The organism is Klebsiella sp. Q2, assembly GCF_009900705.1.
Lineage (GTDB): Bacteria > Pseudomonadota > Gammaproteobacteria > Enterobacterales > Enterobacteriaceae > Klebsiella > Klebsiella quasipneumoniae.
The window spans coordinates 230613-244483 of record NZ_JAAABE010000006.1 but is presented as its reverse complement, the minus strand read 5'-3'; the positions used below and the strand labels follow the sequence as shown (position 1 = coordinate 244483).

The following is a 13871-nucleotide window of genomic DNA, read 5'->3' as shown; positions in this document are numbered from 1 at the left end:
CCGTCTCAATATGGTGGCGCGATATGACCCAACAATCTCCCTATTCCGCGGCCGTTGCCGAACAACGTCATCAGGAGTGGCTGCGCTTTGTGGCGCTGCTACAGCAGGCCTATGCGCAGGATCTGCATCTACCGTTGCTGCAGCTCATGCTGACCCCTGATGAGCGTGAAGCGCTGGGGACTCGGGTGCGCATTATCGAAGAGCTGCTGCGCGGTGAGATGAGCCAGCGCGAGCTGAAAAATGAGCTCGGTGCCGGCATTGCGACCATTACCCGCGGGTCCAACAGCCTGAAGTCGGCGCCGGTTGAGCTGCGCCAGTGGCTGGAGCAGACGCTGCTGGCTAGCGATAAATAGCGTTGTGGAACGGGCTTAACGCCAGCACGACCGCCTGATGGTAAACGCTGCTGCGGGTTAATTTGCCGTTGGTGAAAACCCCAATCGCTCCCTCTTTACGACCAATCTGATCGATGCCGGTATACTGCGACATGACCGGCCCGAGGGCTTCGCCAGCGCGAACCTGCTCAAGAATAACGTCAGGCAACGGCAGCGTGGCTGAGCGCGCTTCTCCGCGCTGGCTGGCGCTTTCGATGACCACCCAGCTAAAGGTACTGCCATCGTCAATTCCGGCTTCGATGGCGACCCAGAAATCGGCATGGGGCTGGGCGAGGCGCGCATTGGCGACGCGATTTCGTGCGCCAGCGCGCGTTTCCTCGCTGCCGAAGGGCTGTTCCGGCACGCCGCTCTCGACGGAGACGGACTCAATGTGGCAGGATCCTTCGCCGAAAATCTCGTCAAAAGCCTGCAGAATTGCCTGAATTTTGGCGGGATTAGTGGTCGCTGAGACAACATGGTGCATAATCAAAACAACTCAGAATAAACTAACGTCATCGCAGTATACTCTAAATCACCCCCAGGGCAGTCGGTAATGCCCGCAAGCGGTCGATAACGAGTTCAGAACGGAAAAAAAGCATGTTACAGGTATACCTTGTTCGCCACGGTGAAACGCAGTGGAACGCCGAGCGACGTATTCAGGGTCAGTCCGACAGCCCGCTGACCGCACACGGTGAGCGCCAGGCCTGGCAGGTTGGCGAGCGCGCCAGAACGCTGGGGATCACCCATATCATTACCAGCGATCTGGGACGAACCCGTCGCACAGCAGAGATTATTGCCGAAGCCTGCGGCTGCAGCGTGATCGCTGATGCGCGCCTGCGCGAGCTGGATATGGGAGTGCTGGAGAAGCGCCATATTGACTCGCTCAGCGAAGAAGAAGAGGGCTGGCGCCGCCAGTTGGTCAACGGCACGCCGGATGGTCGCATTCCGCAGGGCGAATCGATGCAGGAGCTTAGCGAACGTATGCATGCGGCGCTGGCCGCCTGTCTGGAATTACCGGCCGGTAGTCGACCGCTGCTGGTGAGTCATGGTATCGCGCTGGGCTGCCTGGTGAGTACGATTTTAGGGCTGCCGGCATACGCAGAGCGTCGTCTGCGCCTGCGCAACTGCTCGATCTCGCGCGTCGATTATCAGCAAAGCCCGTGGCTGGCTTCCGGCTGGGTGGTGGAAACGGCGGGCGACGTCTCGCATCTTGACGCCCCCGCGATGGACGAGCTGCAGCGTTAACGGCGGATCGGGATCAGATACTCGCAGCGTAACTGAATCGGCGTGGCCTGATCCCGGCTTTCATCTTCAGGATAGAAGCGTTCAATATCCAGCCCCTTGCGGCGCGTCAGGTTCAGCATCGGCATGCAGGTGCCGTAGACCGTCAGGATGAATTCCTGCAGGCCGGTACCCAGCCCTTCATACGTAAACATGACATACTCGCCGCCCTCCAGCGTCACCGGATGGGCGTTCTGCAGGTGGCCGTTAGCCATCTCCGGCGTCAGCGCGGTGGTATAGAACACTTCCTGCTCATCGTCTTTCTCCAGGCTCGGACGCGGTTCATGCAGCCCGTAGAGCACCGGGGGGATCGACGGCGAGTTGCCGAGGAAATCTCGCCAGAACTGGACCCGCATCTGGTTGCGGAAGTCGGAGATTTCCTCCAGCTTACAGGTATAGCTCTGAGTCACACCGAGCAGTTGAGTCGTGGGTAGGGCGACAAATTCATGTTTCGGCAGGGTAAACTCGCCAAGACGTAGCGGCGGACGCATACCGAACGAGCTCCAGTCCGGCGAGCGGCGGTAGAGAGCCGGCGTCAGCGAGAATTGCTTCTTGAACGCACGGGTGAAGGTCTGCTGGGAGTCGAAACGGTACTGCAGCGCAATATCAAGGATTGGACGGGCGGTAAGGCGTAATGCGACAGCTGATTTCGACAACCGGCGCGCGCGAATATAGGCACCGATAGCGTGGCCGGTGACATCCTTAAACATTCGCTGCAGATGCCACTTGGAATAACCTGCCTTCGCCGCCACATTGTCCAGAGAAAGCGGCTGATCCAGGTGACCTTCCAGCCAGCTAAGGAGATCGCGAATAATCCCTGCTTGATCCATAAAATGTCCCCATCCTTAAACACAGGTGCCTGATATTAAAGTAGCGGATAATAGCATTTTTTGATGTTTTAGCATTCAGTGTTTTTTTTGCTTTTAAATGCGGTAGGTCAGTGGATCTGAACGATAATTTTGTAAAGCTGTGATCTATAAACCTTTTCTGCTAAGTCCGTGATAATCACTTAGCTATATTTTTTAATAATGGTAACAATATGAAATACAAGAAGTTTGCGATGGGCCTGCTGTTGCTGGCCGGCTGTCAGATTGCTCAGGCGGAGCAGATTGGTTCCGTGGATACGGTCTTCAAATGGTTAGGACCGGATCACAAAATTGTCGTCGAAGCCTTTGACGATCCGGATGTACAGAACGTGACCTGCTACATCAGCCGGGCGAAGACCGGCGGGATCAAAGGCGGGCTGGGTCTGGCGGAAGATACCTCCGACGCGGCCATCTCCTGCCAGCAGGTCGGGCCGATTGAGCTGACGGACAAAATCAAAAATGGCAAAAGCCAGGGCGACGTGGTGTTCCAGAAGCGCACCTCGCTGGTGTTTAAAAAGCTACAGGTCGTTCGCTTCTATGATGCGAAACGCAATGCGCTGGTCTACCTGACCTATTCGGATAAAGTAGTTGATGGTTCGCCGAAGAACGCCATCAGCGCCGTGCCGATTATGCCCTGGAATAAATAAACGGGAGCGCGCATGCAGCAGCCACGGATTTGGTTAGTTGAGGATGAACAGAGTATCGCCGATACCCTGGTTTATATGCTCCAGCAGGAGGGCTTCCAGGTCACCGTCTTCGACCGCGGGTTGCCCGCGCTGGAGGCGGCGGCGCATCAGGCGCCCGATGTCGCCATCCTCGACGTTGGCTTGCCGGATATCAGCGGCTTCGAGCTCTGTCGGCGCCTGCTGGCGCGCTTTCCGGCGCTGCCGATGCTGTTTCTCACGGCGCGGAGCGATGAGGTCGATAAGCTGCTGGGGCTGGAAATCGGCGCTGACGATTACATCGCCAAGCCGTTTTCGCCGCGCGAAGTTTGCGCGCGGGTGCGCAGCGTACTGCGACGGCTGCAAAAATTTGCCGCGCCTTCGTCGGTAGTTCGCGTCGGCGAGTTTGTGCTTGACGAGCAGGCGGCGTCGATAAGCTGGTTCGGCCAGCCCCTGAACCTGACGCGCTATGAATTTCTGCTGTTGAAAACTTTGCTTCACGCGCCCGGTCGCGTTTTCTCCCGTCAGCAGCTGATGGAGCGGGTATGGAGCGATGCCTGGGAAAGCCTCGACCGCACCGTCGACACCCACATCAAAACCCTGCGCGCTAAACTGCGGGCCGTGAATCCTGATTTGTCGCCAATCAATACCCATCGCGGGATGGGTTACAGCCTGGGGCGCTGCTGATGCGCATCGGCATGCGCCTGCTGCTGGGCTATTTCCTTATCGTCGCGATCGCCGCGTGGTTTGTACTGTCGATCTTTGTCCAGGAAGTGAAGCCGGGCGTGCGCCGGGCGACGGAGGGGACCCTCAACGATACCGCCACCCTGCTGGCGGCGCTGGCGCGTGAGGACCTGCTGGCGGTAAACCCGCAGCAGGGCAGGCTGGCGCAGGCCTTTCAGCAGCTCAACCAGCAGCGGCTAAACGCCAACATTGGCGGAATTAAAAAGGTGCGTAATGAGTACCGCGTCTATCTGACCGATGCCCGGGGCAAGGTCGTGTTTGACTCCAGTGGAGAGGCGACAGGGCAGGACTATTCACGCTGGAACGACGTCTGGCTCACCCTGCGCGGGCAGTATGGCGCGCGCAGTTCGCGCAGCGATCCGCATGATGAAGCCAGCTCGGTGATGTATATCGCCGCGCCGGTGATGGATAAGGGGCGGATTATCGGCGTGCTGAGCGTCGGTAAACCCAACCTGGCGATGACGCCGGTCATTAAGCGCAGCGAGCGGCGGATCCTCTGGGCCGGCGGCGCCCTGCTGGGCATTGCGCTGTTGATCGGCTGCGGCGTCGTCTGGTGGATCAATTTCTCTATCGGTAAGCTGGTGCGCTATGCGGACTCCGTGACCGCTGACCGCCCGCTGCCGTTGCCGGAGGTCGGCAGCAGCGAACTGCGTAAGCTGGCCCAGGCGCTGGAGAGCATGCGGGTGAAGCTCGAAGGCAAAAACGCCATCGAAAACTATGTCTATGACCTGACGCACGAGCTGAAAAGTCCGCTGGCGGCTATTCGCGGTGCGGCGGAGATTCTGCGCGAAGGGCCGCCGCCTGCGGTGGCGGCGCGGTTTACTGAGAATATCCTTGCGCAGAACACCCGCATGCAGCTGCTGGTGGAGCGGTTACTCCAGCAGGCGCGACTGGAAAGCCGGCTGGAGATAAAGCTACAGCCGGTGTCGATAGATGCGCTATACCAACGCCTGGCGGAGGAGCGCGACATCGCCCTGGCGGCGAAAGCCATTACTCTGCGCTGGCAGGCGAGTGGGATGCTGGTCAATGGCGATGGCGAACTGCTGGCCCAGGCGCTGGGTAATCTGCTCGACAACGCGATTGATTTTACCCCCCAGGGCGGCGAGATCGCCCTGGGGGTAGAGAAACGAAATGCAGAGGTGCAACTGAGCGTAACGGATAACGGATGCGGTATTCCGGACTATGCCCTGACGCGGATCTTTGATCGGTTCTACTCGCTGCCGCGTGAAGACGGCCACAAGAGCAGCGGCCTTGGGCTGGCCTTCGTTCGTGAAGTGGCGCGCCTGCATCATGGCGATATCCGTCTGCACAATCGCCCTGAAGGCGGCGTGGTCGCTACGCTGAGACTTCACCGTCCCTTCACATAGCTTCAAATTCTCCCCACACAGCCGCCCTATGGTGAGGCCATCACGATAGGGAGAAAGCTATGTTGAAATCACCGTTATTCTGGAAAATCACCACGCTAATAGGTTGTATTGTGCTGTTATCTCTACCTTTAATGATGGTCAGGGAGCTCATCAATGAGCGGGCTGATTATCGCAGCGAGGTAGTGGACGCCATTGAGCAGAGCACCAGCGGTTCGCAAAAACTCGCCGGGCCGCTGATCGCTATTCCGGTAACCGAGACGCTGACCCGCAGGGAGAACCAAAAAGAGGTCGCCTATCAGCGTAGCTGGGTGTACTACTGGCTGCCGGAGTCGCTGGCGGTCACCGGCAAACAGACCGTGGAGTCGAGAAGGGTGGGCATCTACAGCGGGCAGGTATGGCATAACGCCCTGCAGATTAAGGCCACCTTCGATCCGCTGCGTCTGGCGTCGCTGCGAAAAACGCATATCACCCTGGGCCTGCCGCGGCTGGTGGTGAGCGTCGGCGATGCCCGCGGCATTGGCGCCATCCACGCCCCGAAGGTTAACGGCAGCGTATTAAGCGTGGAACCAGGGCTGGGGATCAGCGGCGATGGGGCGGGCATCCATATGCGGATGCCTGCGCTGGCGGAGGACAACAAGCCGCTTGAGATTGCTTTTTCGCTCGATCTGAACGGGACGGGCGCATTTTCACTGGCGCCGCTCGGGCGCAACAGCGAGCTGCAGCTGACCAGTAACTGGCCGCATCCCGGCTTTCTCGGCAGCTTCCTGCCAACGAAACGCGAAGTGAATGCTGCCGGCTATCGCGCCCACTGGCAAAGCAGCTGGTTCGCCAATGATATGGGCAGCTATTTCAAGGATGATATGGAGATCCCGTGGTCGCGCTTACCGGCGTTCAGTGCCGATGTCATGTCGCTTGCCGACCAGTACCAGCTAACCGATCGGGCGACAAAATATGCCATCCTGTTAATCGGGCTGACGTTTATGGCCTTTTTCGCTTTCGAGAGCCTGACCCATCGACCCCTGCATCCGATGCAATATTTGCTGGTGGGCTTATCGCTGGTGCTGTTTTACCTGGTGCTGCTGGCGCTTTCGGAGCACATTGGCTTTACCGCCGCCTGGCTGGCCGCCAGTCTGTGCGGCGCGGTGATGAATGGGATCTACCTCCAGGCGGTGCTCAGGGGATGGCGCAACAGCCTGCTGTTTGTCGCCGCGCTGCTGCTGCTGGATGGGGTGATGTGGTTTCTGCTGCACTCCGAGGACAGCGCGCTGCTGTTAGGGACCGGTGTGCTGGCGCTGGCGCTGAGCATTCTGATGTTTTTGACCCGGCGAGTGGACTGGTATGCGTTATCGTTACCGAAAGGCAGTGCGCCTCCGCCGCCGTCTGCCGATGACGACAAACTGCGCCTGTGGAAAGAGTGACGGCATAAAAAAACGGCGCCCTCGGGGCGCCGTTTTCACATCATAGCTGCGGAATAACTCGCATTATTCCTGCAGATCGCCACAGAAACGGTAACCTTCACCGTGAATGGTAGCGATGATTTCCGGAGTATCCGGAGTGGATTCGAAGTGTTTACGAATCCGACGAATGGTCACGTCAACGGTACGGTCATGCGGCTTCAGCTCGCGACCGGTCATTTTCTTCAGCAGCTCGGCACGAGACTGAATTTTGCCCGGGTTTTCGCAGAAGTGCAGCATCGCGCGGAATTCACTGCGCGGCAGCTTGTACTGTTCGCCGTTCGGGCTAACCAGGGAACGGCTGTTGATATCGAGTTCCCAGCCGTTGAACTTGTAGCTTTCCACGCTGCGACGCTCTTCGCTCACGGTACCGAGGTTCATGGTACGGGAGAGCAGGTTGCGCGCGCGGATAGTCAGTTCACGCGGGTTAAACGGTTTAGTGATATAGTCGTCAGCGCCGATTTCGAGGCCAAGGATCTTATCCACTTCGTTGTCGCGGCCGGTTAAGAACATCAGCGCGACGTCGGCCTGCTCGCGCAGTTCGCGCGCCAGCAGAAGACCATTTTTACCCGGCAGGTTGATATCCATGATCACCAGGTTGATATCATTTTCAGACAGGATCTGATGCATTTCCGCGCCATCGGTCGCTTCGAATACATCGTAACCTTCTGCTTCGAAAATACTTTTTAACGTGTTGCGTGTTACCAACTCGTCTTCAACGATAAGAATGTGCGGGGTCTGCATGTTTGCTACCTAAATTGCCAACTAAATCGAAACAGGAAGTACCAAAGTCCCTGACCTGCCTGGTGCATGTCGCAAATTAACATGCGCGGCGTAACATGACTAAAGTACGTAATTGCGTTCTTGATGCACTTTCCATCAACGTCAACAACATCATTAGCTTGGTCGTGGGTACTTTCCCTCTGGACCCGACGGTGTCAAAAACGGCTGACATCCTAACCATTTTAACAGCAACATAACAGGCTAAGAGAGGCCGAACACCCAATAAAACTACGCTTCGTTGACATATATCAAGTTCAATTGTAGCACGTTAACAGTCTTGTGAAATCATTGCATCGCCATGCTCTTTATAGTCACAATCTTTACCCGGCTCAACTAGTTGCGTGGATAAATTAATAAATACAGTGAATCCAATGTCTGGAACGATGCGTCAGATGAAATTTCATTGCCCATCATATGGATAAATGGGTTCTGTTAACATACTCCTTGTCATGGCCTCCTGAGAACAGTTTAGATTTTTTTATGGGTAAGAAAACGCAATTTTAGTGATTTTTGTTGCAAATTTGTAAATTTTCACCGCGTAAAATGGGGGGCTACGCGCCTCAGACAACGCCTGAGAGAGAGAATAAAACCGCAATGCGTTTAACGATTATTTTGGTCGGTCCTGCCCGGGCCGAGAACGTCGGTGCCGCCGCCAGGGCGATGAAAACCATGGGATTTCGCGATCTGCGGATCGTGGACAGTGAAGCCCATCTGGCGCCGGCGGCACGCTGGGTGGCGCACGGCTCAGGCGACATCCTCGATGGCATCACCACCTATTCCACCCTTGCTGAGGCGCTGCACGACGTCGATTTTACCGTCGCCACCACTGCCCGCAGTCGCGCGCGGTTTCACTATTACGCCACGCCGCAGCAGTTGTTGCCGCTGCTGGAGGAGAAGGCGAACTGGATGACCCATACCGCGCTGGTATTTGGCCGTGAAGACGCCGGATTGACCAATGAGGAGCTGGCCCTGGCCGATGTGCTGACCGGCGTGCCGATGGTCGCGGATTATCCGTCGCTGAACCTCGGTCAGTCGGTGATGGTTTACTGCTATCAATTAGCATCGCTTATGCAACAATCGGCTCCCGCCGCTGCCGCGGCAGACCATCATCAGCTGCAGGCGTTGCGCCTCCGCACCATGGCCTTGCTTTCGCGTCTGGGCGTGGAGGACGATGCCAAACTGGCCGACTGGCTGTCGCAACGATTGGGGCTGCTGCAGCAGCGAGACACGGCAATGTTGCATCGTTTGCTGCATGATATTGAAAAAAACCTACCAGAATAAAGTTCTGTCATATTTTTTATTTATGGTTGCATGTACTGTTTTTGCGGGAGGTGTTCCGCCAATCTGGGTGTTTTTTCTTGTCGGGGTGGCGCAATACGTAAGCCGGCTGAAATGGGGTTAATTGAGAAATTCATTGACTTAAGACGGCAGATACTTTAACCAATATAGGCAGGACACACAGACAGATAAAAATACAGAGTACACAACATCCATGAATCGCATCGGCATGATTACCACCATTATCACCACCACCATTACCACAGGTAACGGTGCGGGCTGACGCGTACAGGAAACACAGAAAAAAGCCCGCACCTGAACAGTGCGGGCTTTTTTTTTGACAAGAGATCAAGGGGTAAGAACCATGCGAGTGTTGAAGTTCGGCGGTACATCAGTGGCAAATGCGGAACGGTTTCTGCGGGTTGCCGATATTCTGGAGAGTAATGCCAGGCAGGGGCAGGTAGCGACCGTCCTGTCTGCCCCGGCGAAGATCACCAACCATCTGGTAGCGATGATTGAAAAGACCATTGGCGGCCAGGATGCCCTCCCCAATATTGCCGACGCTGAACGCATTTTTGCCGAACTTCTTCAGGGCCTTGCCGAGGCCCAGCCCGCTTTCCCGCTCGCCCAGTTGAAAGTCTTTGTTGAGCAGGAGTTTGCTCAGATTAAGCATGTCCTGCACGGTATTAGCCTGCTGGGTCAGTGCCCGGATAGCGTCAATGCCGCGCTGATCTGCCGAGGCGAAAAGCTCTCCATCGCCATCATGGCGGGTCTGCTGGAAGCCCGTGGTCATAAAGTCAGTGTCATTAACCCGGTGGAAAAACTGCTCGCGGTGGGCCACTATCTGGAATCCACGGTCGATATCACCGAATCCACCCGCCGCATCGCCGCCAGCCAGATCCCGGCAGACCATATGATCCTGATGGCCGGGTTTACCGCTGGCAATGAGAAGGGCGAGCTGGTGGTGCTGGGGCGCAACGGCTCCGACTATTCGGCTGCGGTACTGGCCGCCTGCCTGCGCGCCGATTGCTGCGAAATCTGGACCGATGTCGACGGAGTGTACACTTGCGACCCGCGCCAGGTGCCGGATGCGCGTCTGCTGAAATCGATGTCTTATCAGGAGGCGATGGAGCTCTCCTACTTTGGCGCGAAAGTGCTGCACCCGCGCACCATCGCCCCTATCGCCCAATTCCAAATCCCATGTCTGATTAAAAATACTGGCAACCCGCAGGCGCCGGGAACGCTCATCGGCGCCAGCCGCGACGAGGACGATCTGCCGGTTAAAGGCATCTCTAACCTCAACAACATGGCGATGTTCAACGTTTCCGGGCCGGGGATGAAAGGCATGGTCGGCATGGCCGCCCGCGTCTTCGCCACCATGTCCCGCGCCGGCATCTCGGTAGTGCTGATCACCCAATCCTCCTCCGAGTACAGCATCAGTTTCTGCGTGCCGCAGAGCGACTGCGCGCGAGCCAAACGGGCGATGGAAGATGAGTTTTACCTCGAGCTGAAAGAGGGACTGCTGGAGCCGCTGGCCATTATGGAGCGTCTGGCTATTATCTCGGTGGTGGGCGACGGGATGCGCACCCTGCGCGGTATCTCGGCAAAGTTTTTTGCCGCGCTGGCTCGCGCCAATATCAATATCGTGGCGATTGCTCAGGGCTCCTCCGAGCGCTCCATTTCGGTGGTGGTTAGCAATGACGATGCTACCACCGGCGTGCGCGTGACCCATCAGATGCTGTTCAACACCGATCAGGTGATCGAAGTGTTCGTCATCGGCGTCGGCGGCGTCGGCGGCGCGCTGCTGGAGCAGATCAAACGCCAGCAGGGTTGGCTGAAGAGCAAACATATCGATCTGCGCGTTTGCGGCGTGGCCAACTCTCAGGCGCTGCTGACCAGCGTGCATGGTCTGAATCTGGAAAACTGGAGTGAAGCGCTGGCGGAGGCGAAAGAACCCTTTAATCTTGGCCGCCTGATCCGCCTGGTAAAAGAGTACCACCTGCTGAATCCGGTGATCGTCGACTGTACCTCCAGCCAGGCGGTCGCCGATCAGTACGCCGACTTCCTGCGCGAAGGTTTCCATGTGGTCACGCCGAATAAAAAGGCCAATACCTCTTCACTGGATTACTATCATCAGCTGCGCCACGCGGCGAGCAGCTCGCGCCGCAAGTTCCTCTATGACACGAACGTTGGCGCTGGCCTGCCGGTGATTGAGAACCTGCAGAACCTGCTCAACGCCGGCGATGAACTGCGCCATTTCTCCGGGATCCTTTCCGGCTCCCTGTCGTTTATCTTCGGCAAGCTGGATGAGGGGGTGAGTTTCTCGGCGGCGACGGCAATGGCCCGTGAGATGGGGTATACCGAGCCGGATCCGCGCGACGATTTATCCGGGGTGGACGTCGCGCGTAAGCTGCTGATTCTGGCCCGTGAGACCGGACGTGAACTGGAGCTGTCGGACATTATCGTCGAGTCGGCGCTGCCGGCGGACTTCGACGCCAGTGGTGATGTCGAGACCTTTATGGCTCGCCTGCCGTCGCTGGATGATGAGTTCGCCTCGCGGATTGCTAAGGCGCGCGATGAAGGTAAAGTCTTGCGCTATGTCGGTAACATCGAAGAGGATGGTACCTGCCGGGTGAAAATTGCCGCCGTTGACGGCAACGATCCGCTGTACAAAGTCAAAAATGGCGAGAACGCGCTGGCCTTTTACAGCCACTATTATCAGCCATTGCCGCTGGTGCTGCGCGGCTATGGTGCCGGGAACGACGTCACGGCGGCCGGCGTATTCGCCGACCTGCTGCGCACCCTTTCCTGGAAGTTAGGAGTTTAAGATGGTCAAAGTATATGCCCCGGCTTCCAGTGCCAATATGAGCGTCGGGTTTGATGTGTTGGGCGCGGCGGTCACGCCGGTCGATGGCACGCTGCTTGGCGACAACGTCACTGTCGAAGCGGCGGAGCAATTCAGCCTGCAGAATCTGGGACGCTTCGCCAGCAAACTGCCGACGGCGCCGCAGGAGAACATTGTTTACCAGTGCTGGGAAAGCTTTTGCCGGGAGATCGGTAAGACGGTGCCGGTGGCGATGACGCTGGAAAAAAACATGCCGATTGGTTCCGGGCTGGGTTCCAGCGCCTGCTCGGTGGTCGCCGCGCTGGTGGCGATGAACGAGTTTTGCGGTAAGCCGCTGAACGAGACGCGCATGCTGGCGCTGATGGGGGAGATGGAAGGGCGTATCTCCGGCAGCATTCACTACGACAACGTGGCGCCGTGCTATCTTGGCGGCATGCAGTTGATGATCGAAGAGAATGGGATTATCAGCCAGCAGGTGCCCGGGTTTGATGAGTGGCTGTGGGTGCTGGCCTATCCGGGGATTAAAGTCTCCACCGCCGAAGCGCGGGCGATTCTGCCGGCGCAGTACCGCCGTCAGGATTGTATCGCCCATGGTCGCCACCTCGCGGGCTTTATTCATGCCTGCTACACCCGCCAGCCGCAGCTGGCGGCAAAATTGATGAAAGATGTGATTGCCGAACCGTACCGAACCAAACTGCTGCCGGGCTTTAGCGAAGCGCGTCAGGCGGCCATGGTGATGGGCGCCCAGGCTTGCGGCATCTCCGGCTCTGGCCCAACGCTATTCGCGTTGTGCGATAAGCCGGACACCGCACAGCGCGTCGCCGACTGGCTTGGCGCGCACTATCTACAGAATCAGGAAGGCTTTGTTCATATTTGCCGGCTGGATACGGCGGGCGCACGCGTAGTGGGATAACCAATGAAACTGTATAACTTAAAAGATCACAATGAGCAGGTCAGCTTTGCGCAGGCCGTTACCCAGGGACTTGGCAAGCATCAGGGCCTGTTCTTTCCGCACGATCTGCCGGAATTCAGCCTGACTGAAATCGACGATATGCTGGCGCAGGACTTTGTCACCCGCAGCGCCAAAATTTTATCCGCCTTTATCGGCGATGAGATCCCGCAGGATGTCCTGCAGCAGCGGGTCCGCGCGGCGTTTGCGTTTCCGGCGCCGGTGAGCAAGGTTCAGGAGGATGTCGGCTGTCTGGAACTGTTCCATGGCCCCACGCTGGCGTTCAAGGATTTCGGCGGCCGCTTTATGGCGCAGATGCTGACCCACATTGCGGGCGACAAGCCGGTCACCATCCTCACGGCGACCTCTGGCGATACCGGGGCGGCGGTGGCGCATGCTTTCTATGGTCTGCCGAACGTTAAGGTGGTGATCCTCTATCCGCGCGGCAAGATCAGCCCGCTGCAGGAGAAGCTGTTCTGTACTCTCGGCGGCAACATCGAAACCGTGGCGATTGACGGCGACTTCGACGCCTGCCAGGCGCTGGTGAAGCAGGCGTTTGACGATGAAGAACTGAAGGCGACGCTGGGGCTGAACTCGGCTAACTCCATTAACATCAGCCGCCTGCTGGCGCAGATCTGCTACTACTTCGAAGCGGCGGCGCAGCTGCCGCAGGAAGCCCGCAATCAGCTGGTGATTTCTGTGCCGAGCGGCAACTTCGGCGATCTGACCGCCGGTCTGCTGGCGAAGTCGCTGGGTCTGCCGATCAAACGCTTTATCGCTGCCACCAACGCCAACGACACTGTTCCGCGCTATCTGCAGGGCGGCGAGTGGGCGCCAAAAGCCACCCAGGCGACGCTGTCCAACGCCATGGACGTCAGCCAGCCGAACAACTGGCCGCGTGTCGAAGAGCTGTTCCGCCGTAAAATCTGGCGTCTCAGCGAGCTGGGCTATGCCGCGGTCGATGATGAGACCACCAAAGCGGCAATGCGCGAGCTGAAGGCCATCGGCTACATCTCTGAGCCGCACGCGGCGATTGCCTGGCGCGCGCTGCGCGATCAGCTGCAGCCGGGAGAGTACGGTCTGTTCCTCGGTACTGCGCATCCGGCGAAGTTCAAAGAGAGCGTGGAGGAGATCCTGCAGGAGACCCTGCCGCTGCCGAAAGAGCTGGCCGACCGCGCCGACCTGCCGCTGCTGTCTCACAACCTGCCGGCGGATTTCGCCGCGCTGCGTAAGCTGATGATGGGCTAAATCCTTACCGTCCCCCTGTCGCG

15 protein-coding genes and 1 other annotated feature are annotated in these 13871 nt (G+C 57.9%); of the genes, 12 read left to right on the top strand and 3 right to left on the bottom strand.

Going from position 1 to position 13871, the window contains the following annotated elements:
- The first annotated feature begins 23 nt into the window (after nt 1-23).
- The gene (trpR, locus tag GT756_RS21690) at nt 24-353 is read left to right on the top strand and encodes a trp operon repressor (RefSeq protein ID WP_004204213.1); all 330 of its coding nucleotides are present in this window, start codon (nt 24-26) and stop codon (nt 351-353) included.
- Here trpR and yjjX read toward each other — a convergent pair.
- Nucleotides 340-855 carry an inosine/xanthosine triphosphatase gene (yjjX, locus tag GT756_RS21685; RefSeq protein WP_064178541.1) on the bottom strand — a complete coding sequence of 172 codons (516 nt, stop codon included), beginning with the start codon at nt 853-855 and terminating at the stop codon, nt 340-342. The genes trpR and yjjX overlap by 14 nt on opposite strands.
- Before the next feature lie 113 nt (nt 856-968).
- Here yjjX and gpmB point away from each other — a divergent pair, with 113 nt between their 5' ends.
- A complete protein-coding gene (gpmB, locus tag GT756_RS21680; protein WP_004204216.1) occupies nt 969-1616 on the top strand; it encodes a 2,3-diphosphoglycerate-dependent phosphoglycerate mutase GpmB in 648 nt (215 codons plus the stop codon).
- Here gpmB and robA read toward each other — a convergent pair.
- On the bottom strand, nt 1613-2482 hold the full coding sequence (gene robA / locus GT756_RS21675) for an MDR efflux pump AcrAB transcriptional activator RobA (protein ID WP_004204217.1): 870 nt from the start codon (nt 2480-2482) through the stop codon (nt 1613-1615). The genes gpmB and robA overlap by 4 nt on opposite strands.
- Before the next feature lie 209 nt (nt 2483-2691).
- Between robA and creA the strand changes: the two genes are divergently transcribed.
- Genes creA through creD form a run of 4 tightly spaced genes read left to right on the top strand, consistent with a single transcriptional unit; the run spans nt 2692 to nt 6709 of the window.
- Entirely contained in the window at nt 2692-3165 is a 474-nt protein-coding gene (creA, locus tag GT756_RS21670; RefSeq protein WP_004204218.1) for a protein CreA, read from the top strand.
- A 12-nt stretch (nt 3166-3177) separates the two neighbouring features.
- Nucleotides 3178-3867 carry a two-component system response regulator CreB gene (gene creB, locus GT756_RS21665; protein WP_117124840.1) on the top strand — a complete coding sequence of 230 codons (690 nt, stop codon included), beginning with the start codon at nt 3178-3180 and terminating at the stop codon, nt 3865-3867.
- Nucleotides 3867-5291, top strand: coding sequence for a two-component system sensor histidine kinase CreC (gene creC / locus GT756_RS21660; protein ID WP_053810782.1), 1425 nt, complete (start codon nt 3867-3869; stop codon nt 5289-5291). The genes creB and creC overlap by 1 nt, the downstream gene beginning before the upstream one ends.
- 59 nt (nt 5292-5350) lie before the next feature.
- The gene (gene creD / locus GT756_RS21655; protein WP_174562450.1) at nt 5351-6709 is read left to right on the top strand and encodes a cell envelope integrity protein CreD; all 1359 of its coding nucleotides are present in this window, start codon (nt 5351-5353) and stop codon (nt 6707-6709) included.
- 63 nt (nt 6710-6772) lie between these two features.
- On the opposite strand, the gene arcA is transcribed toward creD, so the two are convergent.
- Nucleotides 6773-7489: a two-component system response regulator ArcA gene (arcA, locus tag GT756_RS21650; RefSeq protein ID WP_002887843.1), complete on the bottom strand. Its 717-nt coding sequence runs from the start codon at nt 7487-7489 to the stop codon at nt 6773-6775.
- A 95-nt stretch (nt 7490-7584) separates the two neighbouring features.
- Between arcA and yjjY the strand changes: the two genes are divergently transcribed.
- The 6 genes from yjjY to thrC all read left to right on the top strand — a co-directional run bounded on the left by yjjY (nt 7585) and on the right by thrC (nt 13848).
- Nucleotides 7585-7725: a protein YjjY gene (gene yjjY / locus GT756_RS21645; RefSeq protein ID WP_004146984.1), complete on the top strand. Its 141-nt coding sequence runs from the start codon at nt 7585-7587 to the stop codon at nt 7723-7725.
- Nucleotides 7726-8122: 397 nt separating this feature from the next.
- Nucleotides 8123-8809 carry a tRNA/rRNA methyltransferase gene (locus tag GT756_RS21640; RefSeq protein WP_004204223.1) on the top strand — a complete coding sequence of 229 codons (687 nt, stop codon included), beginning with the start codon at nt 8123-8125 and terminating at the stop codon, nt 8807-8809.
- Nucleotides 8810-9020: 211 nt separating this feature from the next.
- Nucleotides 9021-9089: a thr operon leader peptide gene (gene thrL, locus GT756_RS21635; protein ID WP_004222578.1), complete on the top strand. Its 69-nt coding sequence runs from the start codon at nt 9021-9023 to the stop codon at nt 9087-9089.
- Nucleotides 9028-9145, top strand: a sequence feature (Thr leader region). Its footprint overlaps the gene before it by 62 nt.
- Before the next feature lie 25 nt (nt 9146-9170).
- A complete protein-coding gene (thrA, locus tag GT756_RS21630) occupies nt 9171-11633 on the top strand; it encodes a bifunctional aspartate kinase/homoserine dehydrogenase I (protein WP_053810779.1) in 2463 nt (820 codons plus the stop codon).
- A gap of 1 nt (nt 11634) precedes the next feature.
- On the top strand, nt 11635-12564 hold the full coding sequence (gene thrB, locus GT756_RS21625) for a homoserine kinase (RefSeq protein WP_160125057.1): 930 nt from the start codon (nt 11635-11637) through the stop codon (nt 12562-12564).
- A 3-nt stretch (nt 12565-12567) separates the two neighbouring features.
- Nucleotides 12568-13848: a threonine synthase gene (thrC, locus tag GT756_RS21620; RefSeq protein WP_002887863.1), complete on the top strand. Its 1281-nt coding sequence runs from the start codon at nt 12568-12570 to the stop codon at nt 13846-13848.
- The last annotated feature ends 23 nt before the right edge of the window (nt 13849-13871 follow it).